Source organism: Chryseobacterium electrogenes (assembly GCF_053553015.1).
Map to the genome: position 1 here is coordinate 2,490,280 of NZ_JBNPPB010000002.1, position 24,991 is coordinate 2,515,270.

20 protein-coding genes and 1 pseudogene are annotated in these 24,991 nt (G+C 35.1%); 8 read left to right on the forward strand and 13 right to left on the reverse strand.

Going from position 1 to position 24,991, the window contains the following annotated elements:
- Positions 1 to 93 precede the first annotated feature (93 nt).
- Together ACQQ6V_RS11460 and fumC are read right to left on the reverse strand one after the other, a co-directional pair.
- Positions 94 to 1,182 (reverse strand): baeRF3 domain-containing protein, encoded by a 1,089-nt coding sequence (locus ACQQ6V_RS11460; protein ID WP_448845658.1) that lies wholly within the window; start codon positions 1,180 to 1,182, stop codon positions 94 to 96.
- A gap of 240 nt (positions 1,183 to 1,422) precedes the next feature.
- Positions 1,423 to 2,817 carry a class II fumarate hydratase gene (fumC, locus tag ACQQ6V_RS11465; protein ID WP_448845659.1) on the reverse strand — a complete coding sequence of 465 codons (1,395 nt, stop codon included), beginning with the start codon at positions 2,815 to 2,817 and terminating at the stop codon, positions 1,423 to 1,425.
- A gap of 215 nt (positions 2,818 to 3,032) precedes the next feature.
- Here fumC and ACQQ6V_RS11470 point away from each other — a divergent pair, with 215 nt between their 5' ends.
- The 3 genes from ACQQ6V_RS11470 (at position 3,033) to prfA (ending at position 6,475) form a co-directional block, all read left to right on the forward strand.
- Complete coding sequence (locus ACQQ6V_RS11470; RefSeq protein WP_448845660.1) at positions 3,033 to 4,640, forward strand: fumarate hydratase; 1,608 nt, start codon at positions 3,033 to 3,035, stop codon at positions 4,638 to 4,640.
- A gap of 92 nt (positions 4,641 to 4,732) precedes the next feature.
- A complete protein-coding gene (locus ACQQ6V_RS11475) occupies positions 4,733 to 5,005 on the forward strand; it encodes a hypothetical protein (RefSeq protein ID WP_448845661.1) in 273 nt (90 codons plus the stop codon).
- 384 nt (positions 5,006 to 5,389) lie between these two features.
- On the forward strand, positions 5,390 to 6,475 hold the full coding sequence (prfA, locus tag ACQQ6V_RS11480; protein ID WP_448845662.1) for a peptide chain release factor 1: 1,086 nt from the start codon (positions 5,390 to 5,392) through the stop codon (positions 6,473 to 6,475).
- Positions 6,476 to 6,533: 58 nt separating this feature from the next.
- On the opposite strand, the gene ACQQ6V_RS11485 is transcribed toward prfA, so the two are convergent.
- Genes ACQQ6V_RS11485 through mutL form a run of 4 tightly spaced genes read right to left on the reverse strand, consistent with a single transcriptional unit; the run spans position 6,534 to position 10,430 of the window.
- Complete coding sequence (locus ACQQ6V_RS11485) at positions 6,534 to 6,875, reverse strand: hypothetical protein (RefSeq protein WP_448845663.1); 342 nt, start codon at positions 6,873 to 6,875, stop codon at positions 6,534 to 6,536.
- Positions 6,876 to 6,881: 6 nt separating this feature from the next.
- The gene (locus tag ACQQ6V_RS11490; protein ID WP_448845664.1) at positions 6,882 to 7,862 is read right to left on the reverse strand and encodes an endonuclease/exonuclease/phosphatase family protein; all 981 of its coding nucleotides are present in this window, start codon (positions 7,860 to 7,862) and stop codon (positions 6,882 to 6,884) included.
- A complete protein-coding gene (locus tag ACQQ6V_RS11495; RefSeq protein WP_448845665.1) occupies positions 7,863 to 8,621 on the reverse strand; it encodes a rhomboid family intramembrane serine protease in 759 nt (252 codons plus the stop codon).
- A gap of 3 nt (positions 8,622 to 8,624) precedes the next feature.
- Entirely contained in the window at positions 8,625 to 10,430 is a 1,806-nt protein-coding gene (mutL, locus tag ACQQ6V_RS11500; RefSeq protein ID WP_448845666.1) for a DNA mismatch repair endonuclease MutL, read from the reverse strand.
- A 180-nt stretch (positions 10,431 to 10,610) separates the two neighbouring features.
- Between mutL and ACQQ6V_RS11505 the strand changes: the two genes are divergently transcribed.
- Entirely contained in the window at positions 10,611 to 11,705 is a 1,095-nt protein-coding gene (locus ACQQ6V_RS11505) for an acyltransferase family protein (protein ID WP_448845667.1), read from the forward strand.
- Position 11,706: 1 nt separating this feature from the next.
- Here the strand turns inward: ACQQ6V_RS11505 and ACQQ6V_RS11510 are convergent.
- Positions 11,707 to 11,862, reverse strand: a pseudogene (locus tag ACQQ6V_RS11510) (DUF4846 domain-containing protein); the annotation flags it as partial.
- A gap of 130 nt (positions 11,863 to 11,992) precedes the next feature.
- Here ACQQ6V_RS11510 and ACQQ6V_RS11515 point away from each other — a divergent pair.
- From ACQQ6V_RS11515 to tnaA, 3 genes are all read left to right on the forward strand, one after another.
- Positions 11,993 to 12,574, forward strand: a complete 582-nt coding sequence (locus tag ACQQ6V_RS11515) for a MiaE family protein (RefSeq protein ID WP_448845668.1) — start codon at positions 11,993 to 11,995, stop codon at positions 12,572 to 12,574.
- Between the two features lie 5 nt (positions 12,575 to 12,579).
- Complete coding sequence (locus tag ACQQ6V_RS11520; RefSeq protein ID WP_448845669.1) at positions 12,580 to 13,194, forward strand: DUF502 domain-containing protein; 615 nt, start codon at positions 12,580 to 12,582, stop codon at positions 13,192 to 13,194.
- Positions 13,195 to 13,292: 98 nt separating this feature from the next.
- Complete coding sequence (gene tnaA, locus ACQQ6V_RS11525; protein WP_448845670.1) at positions 13,293 to 14,669, forward strand: tryptophanase TnaA; 1,377 nt, start codon at positions 13,293 to 13,295, stop codon at positions 14,667 to 14,669.
- A 58-nt stretch (positions 14,670 to 14,727) separates the two neighbouring features.
- On the opposite strand, the gene porW is transcribed toward tnaA, so the two are convergent.
- The 5 genes from porW to ACQQ6V_RS11550 form a co-directional block, all read right to left on the reverse strand.
- Positions 14,728 to 17,238, reverse strand: a complete 2,511-nt coding sequence (porW, locus tag ACQQ6V_RS11530; protein WP_448845671.1) for a type IX secretion system periplasmic lipoprotein PorW/SprE — start codon at positions 17,236 to 17,238, stop codon at positions 14,728 to 14,730.
- A gap of 105 nt (positions 17,239 to 17,343) precedes the next feature.
- A complete protein-coding gene (locus ACQQ6V_RS11535; protein WP_448846201.1) occupies positions 17,344 to 17,907 on the reverse strand; it encodes a Maf family protein in 564 nt (187 codons plus the stop codon).
- Between the two features lies 1 nt (position 17,908).
- Positions 17,909 to 18,430, reverse strand: coding sequence for a KdsC family phosphatase (locus ACQQ6V_RS11540; protein WP_448845672.1), 522 nt, complete (start codon positions 18,428 to 18,430; stop codon positions 17,909 to 17,911).
- 217 nt (positions 18,431 to 18,647) lie between these two features.
- The gene (locus ACQQ6V_RS11545) at positions 18,648 to 19,550 is read right to left on the reverse strand and encodes a GLPGLI family protein (RefSeq protein WP_448845673.1); all 903 of its coding nucleotides are present in this window, start codon (positions 19,548 to 19,550) and stop codon (positions 18,648 to 18,650) included.
- Positions 19,551 to 19,639: 89 nt separating this feature from the next.
- Positions 19,640 to 22,336, reverse strand: a complete 2,697-nt coding sequence (locus tag ACQQ6V_RS11550; protein ID WP_448845674.1) for a hypothetical protein — start codon at positions 22,334 to 22,336, stop codon at positions 19,640 to 19,642.
- A 225-nt stretch (positions 22,337 to 22,561) separates the two neighbouring features.
- On the opposite strand from ACQQ6V_RS11550, the gene ACQQ6V_RS11555 reads away from it, so the two are divergent.
- Positions 22,562 to 23,446, forward strand: coding sequence for a cupin-like domain-containing protein (locus ACQQ6V_RS11555; RefSeq protein WP_448845675.1), 885 nt, complete (start codon positions 22,562 to 22,564; stop codon positions 23,444 to 23,446).
- Positions 23,447 to 23,531: 85 nt separating this feature from the next.
- Here the strand turns inward: ACQQ6V_RS11555 and gdhA are convergent, their stop codons facing one another.
- Positions 23,532 to 24,890 (reverse strand): NADP-specific glutamate dehydrogenase, encoded by a 1,359-nt coding sequence (gdhA, locus tag ACQQ6V_RS11560; RefSeq protein ID WP_448845676.1) that lies wholly within the window; start codon positions 24,888 to 24,890, stop codon positions 23,532 to 23,534.
- Between the last annotated feature and the right edge of the window lie 101 nt (positions 24,891 to 24,991).

Sequence of the window (24,991 nt, forward strand, 5' to 3'; positions counted from 1 at the left end):
TTAAACATAAAAAAAACTCCGAAATTTATTCTCGGAGTTTTTTATGTTTATTTAAATGTAAAATCTCTTTTCTTTGAATCATTCAAAATAAAATTAATATCTGGTTTTTAGCACTATTTTCCCAAGATCTTTAATTTCTTCTTGGCTGGTAAAAATCACTTTGCCTTTCTTCGAAATAACTTCCCACGCAATATTACTGGTGATATCGTCTATCACATCAATTTCCGTAGGATCATCCACAAGTTCAAAGATTCTGTCGTTTACCATTCTAACAGGTTGTTCATAATCTTGATGTACAATTAATATATCGCCTCGTCCGTCTATTGCAGCTTGGTATATTTCTAACAGATCGGTTAGGACTTGACCTTTGCTCACCGCTTCTTGCATTTCTTCTATGGCTAAAGTTCTGTATTGCTGCTGTCTTTGTTTGATGAATTCCCAAGCCTCTGCCATAAATTCGTGCTTTTGTGTAGGAGAATTGAAATCAGTTGAAACATTTCCAATATATATAGATGGCTGATCTGCCTCATCTAACAGATAACTATAATTATCTGCTACAGAAACTACTAATATAGGTGTAGAGTAAGAGTTATCTATTCTTTGAACCGCTTTATCTACTTGATTTATGAAGTTTTTAAGCCTATTTTCTTGTAAAGAATCCGATCTTAAGTCAGCAAAGACATGATTTAAATTATATTTGGATTCTGTGAAAGGGAAATCTTCGTTGATAATTTCGTTTTCTATAATATCATCTTTAGCTTCATATAAGTGGACGCCTTTTTGGGTTAAATATAGAACTAGATATTCTTCTGTTCTGTTTACAGCTTTTATTAGTGGTCTAATGGCAAAATTATCATCTATCCATACACCCTCATTTTTAACGGGCCAAGTCGTACGGACAATTTCTTTTGTATTTTTTGAAATGAATATATGCAGACTTTCTATGTTTTTAGAAGCATCCACTTCATCAGGTAGATCGCTTAACTTTTGTAAAACCTCTGCGATATCTCTTTTGTTATCAAATTCTTTTAATAATCTTTCTTCAGCTTCTTTAACAGCATTTTTTAACTTAATTGCATCTTGTAAATTGTCTGGAGAAGTCCTATGTGTATTAAAGGAAATCGTAATACTTGGATAGTTTTTTTGGTCTGCTAACTTTGTTAATTGTTCTTGTAAAGTCATATTTTATGTTTTGTTATTTTGTATATGTACCAAATTTCAAACCATTTTTAATAAAATTTTGCATTTTTATGTAAACACAAAATTACTATTTTCATTTAAAAATATAATTTTTAATACTTGTTCTATCAAAAATCAATACTAAAAAACCTTTGGTATTACCAAAGGTTTTTTAGTATTGATTTTTTTTTGTAATAATTTCCTTTTGTTAATGAGGAAGTTTTAAAATCTCACATCTAATTTCTATTTCAATCCGCCAACCATATCTTCGGGTTTTACCCATTCATCGAATTGTTCGGCAGTGACCAAGCCAAGATTAATGGCTTCTTCTTTTAAAGTCGTTCCATTTTTGTGAGCGGTTTTAGCAATTTTTGCTGCATTTTCGTAGCCGATGTGTGTGTTGAGTGCAGTGACAAGCATTAATGATTTGTCTACCAATTCTTTGATTCTTTGCAAATTAGGCTCGATGCCTACCGCGCAATGATCATTGAAAGAAATACAAGCATCCGCAATTAACTGCGCAGATTGTAAAAAGTTGTAGGCCATCACAGGTTTGAAAACATTCAGTTCATAATTTCCTTGTGTTCCCGCAAAAGAAATCGTTGTATCGTTTCCGAGAACTTGAGCGCAAACCATTGTTAAAGCCTCATTTTGTGTTGGATTTACTTTTCCTGGCATGATAGAAGAACCAGGCTCATTCTCTGGAATATGAATTTCGCCAATTCCAGATCTCGGCCCCGAAGCTAGCAATCGGATATCTTGTGCAATTTTATATAAAGACACTGCCAATTGTTTTAGAGCGCCGTGAGATTCTACAATGGCATCGTGCGCCGCCAAAGCTTCAAATTTGTTTTCTGCAGTAACTAAAGGCAAATTGGTAAATTTTGCAATGTATTCAGCGACTTTTACATCATAACCTTTCGGGGTATTCAATCCAGTTCCGACGGCTGTTCCGCCCAAAGCGAGTTCAGAAAGATGAGGTAAAGTATTTTTCAAAGCTCTTAATCCATATTCTAATTGTGCTGCATAACCAGAAAATTCTTGACCTAAAGTTAAAGGCGTTGCATCCATAAGGTGCGTTCTTCCGATTTTTACAATGTCTTTAAAAGCTTCGGATTTTTCCTTCAACGTATTTTTTAGTTTCTCAACGGCTGGGATGGTTTGCTCTACTACTTTTTTATAAGCGGCAATGTGCATCGCTGTAGGATAAGTGTCGTTAGAAGACTGAGATTTGTTAACATCATCATTAGGGTGGATTTCTGATTTTTCACCTAAAATTCCGCCGTTATTAACGTGAGATCTGTTAGAAATTACCTCGTTAAGATTCATATTAGATTGCGTGCCTGAACCGGTTTGCCAAATAACCAATGGAAATTGGTCATTGAGGTTTCCTTCTAGAATTTCATCACAGACTTTAGCAATCATATCTCTTTTTTCGGCAGTAAGAACGCCTAGATCTGTATTAGCAAAGGCTGCTGCTTTTTTAAGATAAGCAAAAGCTTCAATAATCTCGTGTGGCATTGAGCCTTCAGGACCGATTTTGAAATTGTTGCGAGAGCGCTCCGTTTGTGCGCCCCAATACTTATCAGCAGGGACTTGTACTTCGCCCATCGTGTCATGTTCTATTCTGTAATTCATTGTAAAATTTTATGTATTGGTTTTTGATTTTAACTTATTTAACTTAATATGATTGATGATAAATGTCTATTTGTTCAACAGCTAAAGTTAAGAAGAATAAAAACCCGAGCCAATTTATAACGATTACAAATTAGCTGATTTTACTCATTTTTTAAGACTAAAGGCCTATTCAATCTGTAATTTTACAAGATTAAATTTTTCAGAAAAATAACGATATGGAATTTAAGTATCAGGAGCCATTTCCTATTCTAAAAGACGATACACAGTATAAAAAATTAACTTCGGATTACGTAAAAGTCGAAAAACTTGGAGACCGAGATGTCTTAGTTGTAGATCCTAAAGCTTTGGAAATCTTAGCAGAAAACGCCCTAAAAGACGTTTCTTTTATGTTGAGGTCTTCGCATTTACAAAAATTAAAAAATATCATCGACGATCCAGAAGCAACAGATAACGATCGTTTCGTGGCTTATAATCTATTGCAGAATGCCGCAGTAGCAATACAAGGTGCTTTGCCGTCTTGCCAAGATACAGGCACAGCGATTTGCTCTGCTAAAAAAGGCGAAAATGTTTTTACGGGTGCTAACGATGCGGAGTGGATTTCTAAAGGAATTTACAACACCTATCAAGAACAAAATTTAAGATATTCCCAGATTGTTCCTTTAACGATGTTTGAGGAGAAAAATTCTGGTTCTAATTTGCCTGCTCAGATTGATATTTATGCTGAAGAAGGTGATGCTTATAAATTTTTGTTTTTAGCGAAAGGAGGCGGTTCTGCCAATAAGACGTTCTTATACCAAAAGACCAAATCTTTGTTGAACGATGCTTCTCTAGAGGCTTTTGTTAAAGAAAGAATTATGGATCTAGGTACTGCAGCTTGTCCACCGTATCACTTGGCTTTAGTGATTGGAGGGACTTCTGCCGAAGCTAATTTAGCGGCTGTAAAAAAGGCGAGTGCAGGATATTATGATAATCTTCCTACAGAAGGAAACATGGGCGGTCAAGCTTTCCGTGATCTAGAATGGGAAAAACGCGTACAAGAAATTTGTCAAAAAAGTAGCATTGGTGCACAGTTTGGTGGAAAATATTTAACGCACGATGTTCGTGTGATCAGATTACCTCGTCATGCAGCATCTTGTCCTGTAGGGATGGGTGTTTCTTGCTCTGCCGATAGAAATATCAAAGGTAAAATTACCAAAGACGGCGTTTTCTTAGAGCAGTTAGAAACTAATCCAGAGAGGTTTTTACCAGCTACGCCACCACATTTGGAAGAAGCCGTGGTGATAGATCTTAATCGACCAATGAAAGAAGTTTTGGCTGAATTATCTCAATATCCAATCAAAACCCGATTAAAGCTGAATGGAACATTAATCGTGGCGAGAGATATTGCACACGCTAAGATTAAAGAATTATTAGACGCGGGTAAACCAATGCCTGAGTATTTTAAAAATCACCCAATCTATTATGCAGGACCAGCAAAAACCCCTGAGGGAATGCCTTCTGGAAGTTTTGGGCCAACAACAGCAGGTAGAATGGATGTTTATGTGGACGAATTCCAGGCGAATGGTGGAAGTATGATTATGCTAGCCAAAGGTAACCGTAGCCAAGATGTGACTAATGCTTGTGGTAAATACGGAGGTTTTTACCTCGGTTCTATCGGAGGGCCAGCGGCAATTTTGGCTAAAGAAAATATCAAGTCTGTAGAAGTTGTTGATTTTGAGGAGCTAGGCATGGAAGCGGTAAGGAAAATCGAAATCAAGGATTTCCCAGCGTTTATTATTACCGATGATAAAGGCAATGATTTCTTTGCAAATCTAGCACACTAATTTTTTTGAATGATTATAAACTAAAAAATAGAAGATTAAAAACTTTGTCAAAAAAGAAAAATGTTCTATTTTTGCCTTAAATATATAAGAAAATGATGTTATCAGCATTTTGGCCTTTTTACCAGTTTTTGTGGACTGTTTATTTCTTCGCAATGTTTATCGCTGGATTTTGGTGTATTTTTATGTTCGCAACTTACATTGTGCCACTTTGGTTAACAGAGGGTGTTGCAGAATATTTTGGAAAAATCAATAAAAGCTTTGATCCAGAGCAAGTAAGATACAAGAAATTGTATGAGCAAGAAGGTGTAGAAGTTATCTACGAAAGACCTGCAGGAGAGAAGCCTGCACACGGTCATCACCACTAAGATTGGCAATTGTCGTTAATTGAGAATTGCACTCAAAGCGAAACAATATATATGAAACGTTTTCAAATTTTTGAAAACGTTTTTTTTTTGTTAAAATAATATGAAAACTAATGTTTCCTAAGTGTTTGTCTCTATAAAATTGAGAAATATAAACAATTATTAAACTTAAAATGTCTATTACCCGCTTAGCTCTGTGAGGACGAAGGGCATTGTTGGAGCTCGTTTTGGATGATGCAAGGCATACCAGAAGTGCCATCCAGAACAGCGACTGCCCGTAGACCGACCCTAAGTTTTTGTAAAGAAATGCGCTTTGGAAAACTTAGGGACACAGCCCAATCATTATTAATCTGAAATTTCGTATTTTTGCGTACTTAAAATTTAACGATGTCAAAATCTTTAATTCCGAAACTGGAAGCGATAAAACAACGATATAACGAGGTTGCCGATCTCATCATACAACCTGATGTGATTATGGACCAAAAAAGATACTCTTCTCTCAACAAAGAATATAGCGATCTGGGAAAGATTGTAAGAGTTTTTGATGAGTATAAAGGAGCTCTTAATAACATAGAAGAAGCCGAAGAAATCATTGCCGATGGCTCTGATAGAGATATGGTGGATCTTGCTAAATTGGAGAAAGGTGAGGCTCTGGATAAACTTCCTGCTTTGGAAGAAGAGTTGAAGGTTTTGCTGATCCCAAAAGATCCCGCTGATGATAAAAACGTCATTGTAGAACTTAGAGCTGGTACTGGAGGTGACGAAGCTGCTATTTTTGTGGAAGATGTCTACAGAATGTACAGCATGTATTTTAAAACTAAAGGTTGGAAACATGAAGTGACAGATTCTAATGAAGCGGCAAAAGGCTACAAAGAATTAATCATGAAGGTAGAAGGCGATGGCGTGTATGGTGTGATGAAATTCGAGTCTGGTGTGCATCGTGTACAGCGTGTCCCAGAGACTGAATCTCAAGGTCGTGTGCATACATCTGCGATAACGATTGCTGTTTTACCAGAGGCTGAAGAAGTAGATTTTGAACTTAATCCTGCAGATATCGAGATGCAAACGTCTCGTTCTGGTGGTGCTGGTGGACAGAACGTTAACAAGGTAGAAACTAAAGTGCAATTAACACACAAACCGTCTGGGATGGTTGTTGTTTGTCAACAAGCACGTTCTCAGCTGGCTAACCGTGAGTTGGCGATGGAGATGCTACGTACCAAGTTATACGATATCGAGTTACAAAAGGTACAAGGTGATATCGCTGCACAAAGAAAATCTATGGTATCTACAGGTGACCGTTCTGCGAAAATTAAAACGTACAATTATCCGCAAGGTCGTGTGACAGATCACAGAATTAACAAGTCTATGTATAATCTAGATGCTTACATGAATGGTGACATCAGCGAAATGATAGACGCGGTAATCATGGCAGAAAATGCAGAAAAAATGAAAGGTGAAGAAGAAGGAATGTAAGATTTCCTTTTTGTCGAAATAAGAAAAGCGCTTGATTTATCAGGCGCTTTTTTAATTTTTATGGTTCTGTTGTTGTCGTAGAAATAGGTTTTGGTAACTCTTTGGCTTTCTCTTCTTGCTTCTTTTTCTCCTTTTCTTTGTCGGCTTCTTTTTGCTTTTCCAAAGCTTTAATCTTGGACTCAAGCTCTTTTTTCTTTTCGGATAAAGAATCTTTTAGAATGATAACCTTAGGCTTCATATTGTTAGGAGTAGCACCTGGAGAGAAAGAATCTATTACCGTGGTATCATATTTTATTTTAACAAAGTTTTTGTCCGGATAATTGGCATCATCTGCGTTATCAGTATTTTTAGAACACGATAGTATTATAATAAGAACGGCAAAAAGTAGTGAAAACTTCATAAGTAATTATTGGATCTTAAATGTAGCAATAACTGGATAATGATCAGAAATTTTAACACTTCTATCGACTTTATAACTCAATGGCTTAAGGCTTTCTGATGTGAAAATATGATCGATAGGAATTGGGAATTTAAAATCATGAAAACTAGTACTACTTCCAGAGCCTACCTTAAGAAAAACATCTTGTAGATTTCCTTTGGCTTTATAATACTCGTAAGAGTTAGGCACAGCATTAAAATCGCCTACAAAAACAACAGGATAGGGCGAATTATTAACGGGATCCATCGTGTTGTCTAATTGAGTCTGATGTTCCTTAAAGGTTGGGATGAGGCGCTTGATAAGATCTTTTAATTTTCTTTCATTTACAGTAAGATCAGAAGATGGCTTTACCATTTCTTTTTCTAGGTAAAAGGGTTCCATATAAAGGTTCATAAAACGGATCATTTTACCTTTAATATTAATATCAGCGTAAGCAGAATTACCATTAAGAACATTAGTCTTCAGGTCTTCTTGTTTTGTTATCGGATATTTTGAATAAAACTTTAGAAGAGAATAATTTTCAATTTTGTAAGGATAGCTTTTAAGATTTAGTATGTCTGTTGCTTCCTGTAATAATAAAATATCAGCTCCAGAATTTTCTAAATAATTTTCGATTTCAGATTTTCCTAAAGTACTATTTTTTATATTGAAAGTAATAATCTTAAGGTCTGAAGCTTCTGTTGAAGTTTTAGAATAATTAATCCATCGCCTTGTTGGCGTAATTAATAATATTGATAATAGTAAAAATACCGCCGCTCTTTTCTTCCAAGAAATTATCCAAAAAAGACAAAATAATAGATTGAAAAACATCAACACAGGAAAGCCTAAAGAAATTAAATTAAGCATCCCGAATGTTTTTGGAGGAATATAAGCATTCAATAGCCCCGCTAATAATGCAAGGATTATTGGGATATGGATTAGTAATATAATAAATCTTAAAATCTTCATTTAGCCACCGATGTAAGGATTATGTTTCTTCCAGTTTCTGATATACAAGAAACCTATTAATGCGCCACCTAGATGGGCAAAATGCGCTACGTTATCCCAACTAAATTGTCCCACACCTAAGAATAGTGAGATCAAGATAATTACCGGCAAAAGATATTTAGCCTTAACCGGAGCGGGGATAAACATAAACATCAATTTGGCATTTGGGAATAATGTAGCAAACGCAGCTACAATACCAAAAATCGCACCAGAAGCGCCTAACATTGGTGTAGAAAGCATACTGTAAAGATGTTGTGCAGCATCTTTGACTTCTACAGAATTAGAATTTATTGGCATATTTCCCGTGTAATTAAAATCAGCATATTTATAAATATCTCTAATATTAAAATCTTGTGAGGTTAGAAAATTCGTTAATTGATTGACTTCATAAAAATTAATCAAATTATACAAAGCAAAACCTCCTAGACCTGCAGCAAAATAAAGTATCGTAAATTTTTTAGGTCCCAAAACCTGCTCCAATACAGGACCAAAACTCCACAATGTCATCATGTTAAATAGAATATGAGCGATACCATTGTTGTCATGCATAAACATGTGCGTGATAATTTGCCAAGAATGAAAATTAGGCGACAACGGGAAAAAAGCTGCCAGCCATTGCACTAATGATATGCCATATTCTCCGAGTAAAAAAGTCGCGATAAAAAGGACAACATTAATAATGATAATATTTTTGGTGATCGGTGTAAGTTGTTGAAACATAATTTAAAATTTAGTTTTAAAATCATCAAAAGGAACTTCGATGTAGCATTTTTTTCCGGTTGCTGTATATTGCGGAAAACCAAGATCTATAAAGTCTTTGGTTAACTCTTCTACTTCGGTTTTATATAAAAAATCAAATTTAGACTTAGATTGTACTTTTATCCATTGTTCTTCGTAAAAAGTCATGAATTCATCTTCTGTTCTGTAATCCAAAATTTCAAAAATCTGTTCTAAAAACTTGATAACCGCAGATTCTTTAAGACCTTCTGGCACTGCATTAATTCTCAAAACATTGTCTTGAGCAAGCACCATGTCAAACCCTAGATTTGGCAAAAATTTCTTGATGGATTTATATTTGTTTTTTTCGATTTCATTAAGGTGATATTCTAATGAAAATAGCAAAGATTGACTTGCTTTATTAGTTTTAACGGGCTCTTGTCGCGATTGTAAAATCACACGATGCATCCTGCCCAAATCTAACATTAAGGTTTTTCCTTCTTTATTAAAAAGCCAATAACCATTAGGCAAACGGAAAAGATCTTCCTCTAGATCATCTTCCTCCTCAAAAAGATTAATTTTTGAAGGTTCGGCAGAAGGAATTTCTATATTATACATCTCCGTTAGGTTGATGCTTTCTGTCTTGCTAGGCGCATCAGAAGTAAAAGGATTGAAGCTTCTATCAACTTTAATATGACCAGGAGAAGAATTGAGTCTGCTTTCTACGTGATTATTATTACTATTATTGCTACGACTTGGTTGTGCTTGCTGGAAAAATACATCCATGGCAGGATCTCTATCAAAGTCTAAGCTAGGCGCAACATTATAGATACCTAATGCTCTTTTTATGGTAGATCTTAACAAGGCAAAAATCAATGCTTCGTCTTCAAATTTTACTTCCGTTTTTTGAGGATGAATATTAACATCAATTTTCTCTGAATCTAATTCTAAATACAAGAAAAAACTTGGGATATAACCAGGCTGTAAAAGTCCTTCAAAAGCTTCTTGTACAGCTTTGCTAAGATATGGACTTCGGAAAAAACGCCCATTGACAAAGAAAAACTGCTCGCCTCTGGTTTTTTTTGCGCCTTCTGGTTTTGCTACAAAGCCATTGAGTTTTACCCATCCAAGATCTTCTTTTATCGGGATTAAAAGAGGTTGTAATTTTCTACCAAATATCTCTACAATACGTTGGGTTTGTCCTCCTTTTCTCAGTCGGAAAATAGGCTCGTCATTATGAAACATTTCAAACTCTACACCTTCATGTGCTAATGCAACCCGTTGAAATTCATCAATAATATGACGAAATTCTATATTATCGTTCTTTAAGAATTTTCTTCTTGCAGGGACATTGTAGAAAAGATTTTTAACAGAAAAGTTAGAACCTTCTGTGGTTTGTATTGGTTCTTGAAACTGTAATGTGCCGCCTTCTATGTAGATATTAGTGCCAGTTACGGCATCTTTTTGTTTGGTTTTTAATTCAACCTGAGCGACTGCAGCAATAGAAGCTAAAGCTTCGCCACGAAAGCCTTTGGTCGCAATTTTAAAGATATCTTCAGTGGTTTTAATTTTTGATGTTGCGTGCCTTTCAAAAGCCAAGCGTGCGTCTGTATCAGACATTCCTGAGCCATCATCAACAACCTGAATGAGGTTTTTACCAGCATCTCGGATAATTAATTCTACTTTGTGAGCACCGGCATCTATTGCATTCTCCATTAATTCTTTCACGATGGATGCAGGGCGTTGTACCACTTCGCCAGCGGCAATTTGGTTAGCAACGTGATCCGGTAAAAGTTGAATAATATCTGACATTGTGATAATTTAACCCTCAAAAATAACGATAACTATTGAGGAAGAAAAATTAATTGTTTATGAATTGTCTTTCTGGAAATTAAGCAATTTATAGTCAGATGTTTAATTATTTTAAAATCATGTACTTTTTTTGAGTAATTTAAAGTTTTATTTTTTGTTAATTCGCACAAATTTTTATCAATGAAAAGAGATCTCTATATTGACTTTGCCAAAGGTCTGGCAACACTTTCTGTGATATTTATCCATACGGTTTTTTGGTCCGGACAGTTTTATGTTCCTACCGAGGTTAGGGTATTTTCTTTGTTGTTTGATGTCGTACTTTTCTATGCATTGAGCGGGATTACTTCTGGTGGTAACATCGAGAAAACGTTTTATAGACTTTTAAAATTACAGATTACCTTTATGATCTTTGTGACGGTTCTGTTTTTTGCAGATTATTTCTTTAAAGTTTTTGGCTTGACATTTTTTGATCTCGAAAGATTAAAAAGTTTCTATGCTACTTTTGGAGGTAAATATGTTCCACAAAATATTTCTACCGAGCCACAATGGCAAAATCTAGGCAATTGGTACTTGCACAGATATACTAATGCAGATACTTTTCCTGTGGTGATGGGGAGTTTTTGGTATCTTAAAGTGTATTATATTCTGTCGGTTTTTGCAGTTTTAATTTTGAGATTTTTTTCTAGACATATCAATTGGTTCATCGGGTTGTGTCTGGGATTGACTTTGATATTTAATCTATTGCCTAATTTTTATCCTAATGGACAAGTTGGTTATGTAGCATTTTACCTGGCGGTTTTCTTAATTGCTCATCAATTGAAGGGCAAAACAATCCCAACTAAGATGATTCCTGTTTTGTATGGATTGGTTGCTGTGGCATTAATAGGGATGTTTTGGTATTGCGGAGTTGATATTTTTTATAAATTAAATAAACAAAAATTCCCGCCGAAAATGCCTTACATCATTTGGACATTGTTCTCTATTGTAACATTATTTGTCTTCTATAACCGATTGAAAATTACCAAAAATAATTGGGTAACCTACATCGGAAATAATGCGATTTTCTTTTATTTTGGACAAGGTATTAGTTCATCATTAATTTACTTTTTGGTTGTTCCACTTAAGGATGATATGCATTGGGTTATCTTGCTAATAATCAATTATGTAGTTAATGTTATATTGGCATTTTTAGTCGCAAATTTATTAATGAAAGTGGATGCTTTTGGCTGGAAAATTTTACAATATCTGAGAGAAAAAACAGGGGCTAACGTTTAATTTATTCAAATCTTTTAAAGACTGCATTTTTGAAATAATATCTCGGTGTCGATAATTCTGCAGACGGTTTTATATCAAACCAAGGATTGTCATTTTGAGATAAAACATGAATGCTTTGTGCTGGCGTATAACCTTCTATCAAGGCATAAAGTTTTTTGTTCCTTTTTTTGACAAGAAATAAGGGGGAAGCCTAAGATTATGTTAAATAGGTATTTCATCATTTTCGAATTTGTTTTAAAATTAAACGAAATGCCTTTAAAATTCTTATTTTTACAAGAAAAATTAAGATGTTCAGGTTAAAACTACCCACAGATCCTCGTTGGGCCAATATTGCAGAAAATAATTTAGAAGAAATCCTTACAGATCACGCTTGGTGTGAGCAGAAAGCCGCAACCAATGCCATAGGTCTTATTACAATGGTTCCGGAGCATACGGAGATGATAACAGAATTATTGGCGATTGCTCAGGAAGAGCTAGATCATTTTGGGCAAGTTCATGAGATTATCAAGAAAAGAGGTGGAGTTTTGGGAAGAACGCGCAAAGATGATTACGTCAATGACCTAATAAAATTTCTTGTAAAAGGCGGAAGTCGCGATGAGCAAGTGATTGATAAAATGTTATTTGCAGCCATGATAGAAGCCAGAAGTTGTGAACGTTTTAAGGTTTTAACAGAAAATATAAAGGACGAAGAACTTAAGAAATTTTATCATGATCTTATGGTTTCGGAAGCCAATCATTATACAGCTTTTATTGGATTTGCAAGACAATTAGGCGATCCAGAAAAGGTCAATCAACGTTGGGAAGAATGGTTAGAGTATGAAGCGCAAATCATCCAATCTTACGGCAATAAAGAAACTATCCACGGATAATTAATATGAAGAAAAATTTTAACGATTACTTTAGTTTTGCATTTCGCAGTTTCCTGCAAGGATTAGTCATTATCGGACCTTTGGCGGTAACTGGGTGGATTATTTGGTATATCGTTTTTAGCATAGATAATATTATTCCGAGTGTGTCTCAGAGATTTCCAGGGTTAGTTTTTGTAGCTGTTATCTTGGGTACAACTGCGATTGGATTTATCGGGAATAAATTTATCCTAGGTCGATTATTGGTGGATAGTATGGATTATATTCTAGAACATACGCCGGGAATCAAATTTATCTATACTTCTCTGAAAGACGTTATGGGCTCTTTTGTTGGGGATAAAAAGAAATTTAATGTACCAGTTTGGGTTAAGACTAATGAAAATCCAGAAATCTGGAGAATAGGATTTTTGACACAATCTGATATGTCGGCGGTTAATCTAGAGTCTATGATTGCCGTGTATTTGCCGCATTCTTATGCCGTTTCTGGCTGGGTTATAGTGACCAAATATTCTAATATTAAAGAAGTGGATGGCATGAGTGCTGCCGAAGCTATGAAGTTTGCGGTGAGCGGTGGAGTAGCAGGATTCCACTCGGATGAAGCTGTTTTTAAAGCACCTGAGTAAGGGTTTTGATTCTTAAAAATGATGAGTCATTTTGATTTCTAACACAATGAATTCGAAAGAAAATTAAATTTTAAAAATCAACAAAACCAATCACATATATGAAATTACCTTACGCAGAACCATTCAGAATAAAGATGGTCGAAGAAATCTATCAATCTACACAAGAGCAAAGAGAACAATGGCTGAAAGAGGCGCATTATAATTTGTTTAATCTTAGATCTTCTAACGTTTATATTGATCTATTAACAGACAGTGGGACGGGCGCAATGTCCGACAAACAATGGTCTGCCATGATGACAGGTGATGAGAGTTATGCGGGATCCCGCTCTTTCGAAAGTTTGCAACAGACTGTAGAAACGCTTACTGGTTTCCAATATTTATTACCGACGCATCAAGGTCGTGCCGCAGAAAATGTGTTGTTTTCTGTTTTGGTTAAAGAGAATGATGTCATCCCAGGAAACTCTCATTTTGACACAACCAAAGGTCATATAGAATTCCGAAAAGCACATGCTGTAGATTGTACCATAGACGAAGCTTTTGATATTAATGATCTTCATCCTTTTAAAGGAAATATAGATTTAAAAAAATTAGAAGCAGTTTATCAATCTAGCCCGAAAGAACAAATTCCGTTTTGCCTAATTACGATCACTTGTAACTCATCTGGCGGACAACCTGTTTCTATTGAAAATATCAAATCAGTTAAAGCTTTGTCTGATCAATACGGGATTCCTGTTTATTTTGATTCTGCTCGTTTTGCAGAGAATGCTTATTTTATTAAACAAAGGGAAGAAGGACAAAAAGATAAAACGATTAAGGAAATCTGTAAAGAAATTTTCTCTTATGGCGACGGTATGACAATGTCGTCTAAGAAGGATGGATTGGTAAATATCGGTGGTTTTATAGCGCTTAAGAATCAAGAGGTTTTTGAGAAAGCATCTAACTTCACGATTATTTATGAAGGATTTATCACTTACGGAGGCATGGCAGGTCGCGATATGGCAGCATTGGCGGTTGGGCTTAATGAAGCTACAGAATTTGCTTACCTGGAAAGTAGAATTTCGCAAGTAGAATATCTAGGAAATCAATTAATAGAAATGGGAATTCCTGTGCAGAAGCCCATTGGCGGACATGCTGTTTTTATAGATGCGCTTAACTTTTTGCCAGAATTGGCTAGAGCAGAGTTTCCTGCACAGACGTTGGCGATAGAGCTTTATAAAGAAGCGGGAATTCGTGGTGTAGAAATCGGAACTTTATTAGCTGATCGTGATCCAGAAACACGTGAGAATCGTTATCCAAAGCTAGAATTGTTGCGTCTTGCAATCCCAAGAAGAACGTATACTAATAATCATATGGATTATATTGCAGCAGCAGTAAAAAATGTGTTTAATAGACGATCTGAGGTGACCAAAGGTTATAAAATTACCAAAGAGCCCGCAATATTAAGACACTTTACGGTACAATTGGATAAGGCATAGGTTATATTATTTATTACGAAAAAGAGCGCTAATCTAGCGCTCTTTTTATTTAAGATATTTATTGTAAAACTTCGCTTTGTGCCCTAGACATTGTGGGTTCTGATGGTGCAACAAGAGCTTCTTTAGCTTTTAATTCTCTTATTTTTCCCCGAGATCCTTTATCGCTATTTTCTATAACTGGTTGCCCTGGTCTTGCTGGTAATTTTTTAGACTGTGCTTTTTCTTGGGGAGCAGCTTCTGGTTCTTTTTTGATGGTCGGGTTTCCTTGTTCATCCGTTAGTTCCATTTGGATATCACTCTTTAAGAATTTTAAAATTTGTTTGGCTTTGATGCCTTCTGGCGTGTTGCCATAATTCAATACAATTTGTTCTAACTGTAGAATCATTACTTCTTTGCCAGCCGTTTTCCCAGCGTTGAAAGCATTTAATAAATAAAGTTTTGGGATAAGTCCATCTTTAGGATTATCTGTAATTGTTTTCTGAATAAGATCAATAGATTCTACATATTTTCCTTTGTCATGTAAGCTGTAAGCTTCTGTATATAATTTTTCTACACTTTCAGTAGTTTTGTTAAAGTCTTTACTTCTTGGGTTAGCTACAAATTCTGCGTATGATGTATAAGGGTATTTCTGAAGAATAATCTGTTTTGCACGCTCCGCAGCTGTTGGGTCTTTCTGATAATTCATTACAAAAACTTGGTAAAGTGCCTTGAGTTCTGTGTCTTCATCTGGAAGGTTATCTACCAAATCATATAATGTTTTCGTCGCTAATTTGGTATTACTAAAGAAATTGTCAAACATAATCCCAAGACCTAGACTTGCGGTATCTCTATCTTTTTTCAGTTTAGCAATATCAGATATATTAGTAGGTATTTGCTCTATATAGAAGGCTGGTTCTAATCTTCTCGGGTCAGGGATGGATGTTATACCGAGAGCATCATTTTTCATATCTTCTATCGTTGCAGATTTTGCTGCATATCTCCAGTTATCTGCTAATGTACGTGTACCCCAAATTTGTTTAAAATTAGCTTCTCCTCTAGGAATATTGTTAGTGTTGTTGAAGTAGAACGTACTTTTCCCCGGAGATCCGAAATCTTCAAAAGTACCACCTTTAGAATTGGCAAACATTGAGTTAGCGTCATAATCTCCACCATCAAAACCTTTGCTTCTTTCGGCTTGCTTCTTAGCCAGTTCTTCTTCTGCTTCTTTGGCTTTTATTTTTTCTATATGCTTTGTAAAATAAGCCGTTTGATCTTCTTTTGACATTTTAGAAAGGGTAAGAATACTATCATTTTTTTTGATCAAATAATAATTCTTAGACAGCTTCTTAATGTTAGCCGTAAGTTCTGTCAATCTTTCTTTTTCTGGGGCATAAGTCATTGATACTAATGCGCTGTCATAATAAGCACCAGCTACCAGATAATCATCTTTTGCAAAATATTTTTTTGCAATTTCTGAAAAGGCAAGACCTCTAATCTGAGGATCTGACATCTTTTCTTTTATAGATTTTCTAAACAAAGAATCGGCTTCTTTTTCTTGATTAGCATTAACTGCTAATATGCCCATTGCATAATATAATTCGTTTTTACGAGAATTGTAAGTTCCCTTTTTGGATAGTTTTTCGAGATATTTTTTTGCAGCAGCATAATCGTCTGTTGTACCGTCAAATGTTTTTGCAATCTCTATTTGTGTTTTTACTTCAAATTCAAAATCATAAGCATACTTGTAAGCCGTAGCAAAGGATTCTCTCGCTTCTTGTTTTTTACCTAGATCAGCAAGGATTTGTCCTCTAAGAAATGCAATTCTGCTTCTTGTCTTACTGTTTTTGTTAAAGGTAAAAGCATCTGCTAATTCTTCTGCTGCATCTTCTTTTTTACCAGACTTCAATAACATATCAGCATAAAAAATACTTGCTAAAGCGCGTTCGTTTTTTTTCAATTTCTGATCTTGAATATCTAAAAATAATTCTCTGGACCTGTAATTATCTTTGAGCTTTGCGTAATTATGAGCTTGATATATCCTAGCCATCTGGATGCGTTTATCCTTAGGCATTGTATTCATAATATATGATAAGGCATCTAGAGATTCTAGATATTTTTTCTGATACAATCTAGATTTTGCCAATAGCATATAAGCGTCAAACATATATTTGTTTTTCTCAACGCCATTAACGAGAACAGAATATTTTGAAATTGTTTTTAAAGCTTTTGCTTCTGCTATCTGTAATGTTGTAGTACCTTTAGCTTGAGGGACAGAAGATGCTCTGGAGTTAATAGCATTGGGCGATCCTGGACCATTATTTAGGATTCCGTCGTTTTCACCGAAAGCATTATTTTGTACATCTTCTGCTATGTCTTCTGAGGTGAATACGGAGATGTAAGGATCAAAAAAGTTGTCTTTATGATTTTTATCTCGGGACTGCATCTCACTATCAAAAGCATCTTTACTGTTGAATAACGTATTATAGTAAGTGAAAAAACGGTTCATTGGACCGCTCTTCGTTTTTTTCTTACGAGGAGAGCAACTTGCAACTAAAAAAACAGCGAGTATAATTAAGGTATATTTTCTCATTTAAAATAGATAACTTGCTAATGTGCAATTTATTATTGACTAAATATTAATTTTTGTAAAAATAAAGCTTTTTCAATAAAAAGGCGAATCAGAAATAAGGATTTCCTATTGGATTTTAAATTTAATCAAATTTTTATAAACCAAATGTGTAGGAAGCCCCATAATTGTGTAATAACTTCCATTAATAGATTGGATTTTGCTCATGCCCAACCATTCTTGTACCCCATAACTACCAGCTTTGTCGTAGGGTTTATAATTATTGATATAAAAATCTATTTCTTCATCCGATATCGTATCAAAAGTTACCGCTGCACAATCTGTCTTAGTAATGCTTTCTTCTAAGGTTTTTATGGTAATTGCTGTGTAGACTTGATGGGTTTTTCCTGATAGTTTTTTCAGCATCGAGAAGGCATCATTGTAATCTTTTGGTTTCAGAAGAATTTCGTTTTCTAAAGCCACAATGGTGTCAGATGTTAATAGAATTTCGTTAGGCTTAAGGTTAATGTAAGCTTTGGCTTTAAGCTCTGAGACGTATGCCGCAATGTCTGTTATAGGAAGTTCTTGTGGATAGGACTCATCACAATCTATCTTTACAACATCAAAGGGATAACCCAATGCGGATAATAATTCTTGTCTTCTTGGCGAAGAAGAGGCGAGTAGCAACTTCATATTAGGTAGATTGTGTGTCATCTTCTAGGGTCCATTTGTTTTGTACTTTCATTACTTGCTCTATTACATCACGCACAGCTCCTTTGCCTCCATAGATAGGGGAGATATAATTGGCAACTTCTTTTACTTCTGATACTGCGTTGGCTGGTGCTGCGGCTATGGCAACTCTCTTCATAATATTAATGTCTGGTAGATCGTCTCCCATCATTAATACATGAGAATCGTCTACTTGATATTTTAGTTTAAAATCTGTATAATCTGCTACTTTATCAGAAGACTTAGCGTAATAATCTGCAATACCAAGATAGTTGAGCCTGTTACGTACCATAGGATCATCTCCACCTGTGATAACAGCAATTTTGTAACCTGCTTTTATAGCTCTTACAACGGCATATCCGTCTAATACATTCATCACGCGTGACATGCTTTTGTCTGGAAGAAGGTATACACTACCATCTGTAAAAACACCATCTACATCAAAAACAAAGGCTTTGATGTCTTTTAGTTTTGTTAAGTAACTCATATTAAATCAATAAAAAATCCCTTTGTGTAAAGGGATTATAAAGGTAGTTATTTTATTGTAAATAGATAAGTGTTCTTTTTGTAGCCAATCTCGCGGCCGCGATGGTAAAGGCGTGAGCATTATTACTTCGCTCAATATAAACTTAGCGACTGATCTGCTTGTAATATGATTAGCTTGAGAGAAGCTCTGCAAAGTGAGAACTGCCGCCCAAATCATCTTAAGGATAAAGGTCTGGCTCTATTGGGTTATTGTCCTCTTTAATCATTTGTTTTTGCATTTTCTCCATAGAGCGGATCATTTCGGCGTTGTCTGTGATGTTTTTTCCGTTCATGTTTACAGTCATTTTCACGTTATTCTGAGAAAGCATCTGACGCATTTCTTTAACGGGATCATTTTTATAATCTTTCCACAGCTGACGGAATTTATTCTCATTAACGTCTAATTCTTTGCCAGCGCCAGGCCCAATACTTATTGTTCTTGTGCTTGTGCCGGAAAGAGGAGAAGAGGTGGATTTCTCTATTTTTTCGATTTCATCAAATTTTTTGTTCCCGATAAATTTATAAATGTGAGTCTGTGTGCTGTCTTCTAATTCTAAAATTAAACCAGGAAGTCCAGAAAATTTATATGGACCATCCTGAAACGGCAGTTCTTGTGCAAACCAAGCTGTCCAAGATCTGCCTCCAAATTCTGTGGTGGCTTTTTGAACTTCGAATTTATCAATCTTCTTTTTGTCAGATTCTATTTTCCAAACGATAGGTTTTTCGTTTTTCACGGCATATTTGGTATCGCCAGCTCTGGTGTGTAAGATGATGTTATAATCTGGATAGGTCTTGGTCACCCTATGGTCAACTATCCCAGAATTGCTATCGCTGTAAGAAAAACTGGTAGCACCAGCAGCTCTTTGCTTTTGAAAATAAGCGGTTCTTGTAGAATCTGAAACAAACTTCTGACGGCTATAGAAGGTACTGCCATCTTTCTTGATGTCCAGATACATCATTTCCTTTTTTAGAGTATCCTTTTTGGCAAGATCTTTTACAAATTGATATTCATAGACGAAGCGGTTGCCTTGTGCGAAAAGTGCAACATTGTAGAATAAGAAAAGAAGAAATAATTTTTTCATAACTAATTTTTTAGTGATTCAAATGTAAAAAATATTTCGCAATGTTTCAGCGAAATATTTAGTTAAAGTTTTATAAAATTTATATTATTTTATTTAAAATTGAATTTTACGGTAAACATAAACTGACTTGGTCTAATGTACATTTGATTAGTTGAGATCAAACTTTGTGCGACATCTACTCTTACAGTTTCGTAGACTTTTCTGTTGGCAATGTTTAACCATTTGAATTCGAAATCAATTTTTTTCTTTACCCAAGTATATTGGTAAGATACGTCGTAGAAAGAGTTACGGAATCTTTCGCCTTGTGCACTAGTTGTCATGTCATCCCAGTTAAAGCCAAAAGTATGATTCTCGCTAGGGTAGATGTATGTGCTTAGATTGTGATTCCATCCAGATGTTTTAATGTTAGTATTAGTGCTTCTGTTGGTGTTTTTGTTCCAGCTGAGGTTGATGTTGTAATCTACACTTATCCAGCTAAAATAGGCATTGTTAAACTTGACACCCATGGTCTGACCGTTATTCTTAGACTCAACCAATTCATTAAATAAAGAGAATGAGTTAGAGTTAGTGTTGCCTGCACTCACAGAGATATTGGATTTGAATTTCGGGAAATATTTACCAATTTCTACATTTTCTGATTGATTCTGGCTTTTGTTTTCTAAAGATTTTAATATTAACTCTGATGCAAAACCATTGGTTTTATAAGATTCTATCAAGTTTCTTTTGTTAGTATTAAAGGCATATCTAACATTAAAGAATAAGTTGTTAAGCGGATTACGATATTCTAACCTTCCTCCAATGTTTCTGTTAAGATATTCTGGCATCTGGATGTCGTTACCATATCTAAGACGTAAGCTTGTAGGGCTTGTTAGCATTTTTCCGCCATATAAAAACCCGAAATTTCCGAAGTCATAAGATTGTCCTGCAAATGCCCAAATCTTGAAGAACGATGCAAAGTCTAAACTTGCAAACATATTAGGCTCAAAAACTGTTTTGTTAGTCTCGTTATAATTATTTCTGATATTATCTCTGTAGGTAATTCCGTAGAAATTAAGCGGTGCATTAAGATTAAAGCTAAAGTTTTGTGCTTTATAGTTAAGCATTAATTGCGTGTATGGTTGTACCTCGTTCCAATCAATGTCATTTTGCATATCGCTTCCTAGATAATAATTGGTATTATTTTTTTCTCCATTAATGATAGATTTCATTCTGTTAAAGCTCAAATTAAGACCAACTTCTGGTGTGATTGTCCATTTTTTGTAGCTGAATCCTACCGAAGCAGAATGATTAATCTGTAAGGTTGTAGAGTTGGCGTATTGATTGATTTTATCATAACCTTTTAATCCAAATCCTGATAAGTAATTTCCTGGGTTAATGCTGAGCGTCTGTCTGTCTTTTTGGTATTTAACAAAACTCATGACGTTAAATAATTTTTCTTTCCAAGGAAGGATGGTGCTTAGTGAGTTTTGAAATGTTCCTGTTGGAGAGTCCAGAGATTGGTCAGAAGCCTTGTTAATGCCTAAAGATGGAGGTAATACATTATTAACGTTTGCTCTATCTGTGTTCCAGAAGCTGTTCCACGTTGTTGTATTTTTAAAGAATCCTTTCTTTGCATTTTTACTGAAAATTAATTCTCCTTTCGCTGCATTGTCATAGAAGTTGTTGCTGGTACTTGAGGTAAAAGTCCCGCCTTCTATAATGGTTGGTGATCCTGCAGAATAAACTTGTACCTGATGATCTTCTCTTTTTATGCTGTTGTTGGTGTAAGAAGCATTGGCCTTAAGCTCCCATTCTTTATTCTTAAATGGTGATGTCAAAAGGTTAGCTGAGAAAAAATGAACATTGTTTAATAAATATCTTTTTTCCGGAATATTAGGCGTTCCCGCTTGTTCTATATTAGTCCAAGATTTTTGCGATGCTTGTCCACGTCTGCCTTCCCATCTGTTCCCAAATGATAGCATATTGCCTTCTCTTTCTACACTTTCTCCATTGTTATTGGCTTTGTAATTAACAACCCATTGGTTTTTTTGACCAAAGAACATTGGCGTTAATTTGACATTCCATAATAACGGACTGAAGCCAACACCTACTTCTCCACGACCTGTCATGGTGACAGATTTCTTTAATTTGATATTAATAGCTGCATTCTGAGAAGGTACCTTGTCTTGAAGGATTTTAACAGGTTGGTGATTTTCTAAAACTTCTACTTTAGAGACTGCATCTTTTGGCAAAGAGTTATTAATTGTGCCATAACCGCCTTCCATAAGGTCTCTTCCGTTAACGTAGAACTTGTTAATTGGCTCACCTTGATATAGGACTGTACCATCTTTGTTGACATCTATGCCAGGGATTTTCTTAAGAACATCAGATAAAGTTCTATCCGCCTTGTTCTCAAAAGACTTAAGATCGTAAGAAATAGTATCACCTTTTTTGGTAATTAACTTAGTTTTTATTCTAACTTCTTGGATTTCTGTAGCCTCCGTATCCATAGAGAAATTCTTGGTTTGGTCAGAATTTTTAATGTTTTGGATAATCGTTTTTTGATTAAATGCTTTAACTTTAATCTCAAGATTTTCTTCAGCTGTATTAAAGGTTATTTTGTACTCGCCCTTGCTGTTAGAAATGCCGTATGCAATAATTGCATTTTTACCATTTTCTTCGATTGTTACACTGGCACTAGGTAGTGCTTTGCCATTGCCATCTGTAATAGTACCTGAGATTGTTTTTTGGGCAAACGTCAGAAGGGTAAATCCTATTACAAATAAAAAAGATAGTAGATTCTTCATGTTTTTAATTTATCACTAAATAGTTAGTAGTAGTTTTCTTGGAAATGTTACAAATATGGGTAAAATTATTTTTAGTTTCCCATTTGATACTTTTTTAGGTCGATTGTTAAGAATAAAATGAATAATTTAATAATTTGTTATTTAGAATAAATCCAAATAAAAATTCAAAAAAAAAAGTTTTGTACTGATAAATTTAATAATTTTGTAGCTTAATATTAAGTTAATATGGGAATCAGTTTAAAACCTATAGATGTAATAGACGACATCTCACAAGAAGATTTTCGAGAGAAATATTTGAAGCCAAGAAAACCAGTCGTTATAAAAAATATGGCGAGAAACTGGCCTGCTTACCAAAAGTGGACAATGGATTACATAAAGGAAGTAGTAGGTGATGTTGTTGTCCCTTTGTATGACAGTGCCAAAGCAGATCCCGCGGCTCCTATTAATGCACCAACCACCGAGATGAAATTTGGTGATTATATTGACCTTATACAGAGAGAACCTACAGATCTTAGGATCTTCTTTTTCGATCCGATAAAATTTGCGCCTAGCTTACTTAAGGATTACGTTTCTCCAAAAGATCTCATGGGAGGATTTCTAGATAAGTATCCAAGTATGTTTTTTGGAGGCAAAGGATCCGTTACCTTTTTACATTATGATATAGACTTAGCACATATCTTTCATACGCATTTTAATGGTAGAAAGCATGTATTGCTGTTTGAGTATAAATGGAAAGAAAGATTATACAAGCTACCTTATGCTACTTATGCTTTAGAAGATTATGATATAGAAAATCCAGATTTTAAGAATTTCCCTGCCTTGGATGGAGTAGAAGGTATTGAGTGTTTCTTGGAACACGGTGATACGCTCTTTATGCCAACAGGTTGGTGGCATTGGATGAAGTATCTTGATGGTAGTTTTTCTATCTCTCTTCGTGCTTGGGATAAGAGTTGGGGAGTAAAGGCAAAAAGCCTCTGGAATCTTACTGTACAGCGTAATTTTGATAACGTGATGAAGAAGAACTTTAAAGGAAAGTACATGAGCTGGAAAGAGAAAAAAGCCGTAGAACGTGCTAATATTGCTCTTAAGAAAGGCTTACCAAGAAAATAAATAAAAATAAAACCCCAGACAAAATAATTTGTATGGGGTTTATTTTTAACTATAATCATAAAAGATTTATAGTGAGAGGTAGTATTTATACAACGCCTTGCGCTAGCATAGCTTCTGCAACTTTTACAAAACCAGCGATATTGGCTCCTTTCACATAATTGACATAACCGTCCTCTTCTTTACCATAATCTCTACAAGCTTTGTGGATACCTACCATAATTTCTTTTAATCTTGCATCTACTTCTTCAGACGTCCAGTTAAGACGGATAGAGTTTTGAGTCATTTCTAATCCAGAAGTTGCTACACCACCAGCATTAGATGCTTTTCCTGGAGAAAACAATACTTTACTATCTAAGAAATAATTAATAGCTTCTAGGGTAGAAGGCATGTTAGCAGCTTCAGAAACACAGATACAACCATTAGAAACTAAACTTTTAGCATCTTCTAAATCTAATTCGTTTTGAGTTGCTGCAGGGATTGCAACATCACATTTAACTTCCCAAGGGCGTTTGCCAGCATAGAATTTTGCAGAAGGGAATTTCTTAGCATAATCTTCTGCGCGGTTATTACCACTAGAACGAAGTTGTAATAAGTAATCTATTTTCTCACCATTAATACCATCTTCATCATATATATAACCATCAGGCCCAGAGATCGTAACCACTTTGCCACCTAGCTCTTCAATTTTTTTGATAACTCCCCAAGCAACATTTCCAAATCCTGAAACTGTTACGATTTTATCTGCAAAAGTTTGTCCAACAGTTTTCAGCATTTGCTCAGCAAAATAAACAACACCATAACCTGTAGCTTCTGGTCTAATTAATGATCCTCCATAAGCAAGCCCTTTACCTGTAAGTACACCTGTAAACTCATTTCTAATTCTCTTGTATTGACCAAAAAGGTAACCAATTTCTCTTGCGCCAACACCTATGTCACCAGCAGGTACATCAGTTTCTGGACCAATATGTTTACATAATTCTGTCATAAAAGCTTGGCAGAATCTCATAACTTCCATGTCTGATTTTCCTTGAGGATCAAAGTCAGAACCTCCTTTACCACCACCCATTGGCAATGTTGTTAATGAGTTTTTGAACACTTGCTCAAAAGCTAAAAACTTCAAAACACTTAGATTAACAGTAGGATGGAATCTAATACCACCTTTATATGGACCAATTGCAGAGTTCATCTGGATACGGAAGCCTCTGTTAACTTGGATTTCACCTTTATCATCTACCCATGGCACTCGGAAAATAATTACACGTTCTGGCTCTGCCATTCTTTCTAGAAGTTTTTTTCCTTTGTACTCGTCTTTGTTAACGATAAAAGGGATTACCGTTACAGCAACTTCTTTTACGGCTTGGATAAACTCAGGTTCATTTGGATTTTTAGCCTCAATCATGGACATGAAATCCTTTATTTTTTGTTCTACTTCGTAGTGTTCCATAAGGGTTTTATTATTAAAACAAATTTAATTTTTATTTGAAAATTGACAAGGAAAAACTTTGATTTTTGTTCATAAATAAATGCTTGTAATGATTTTTCATA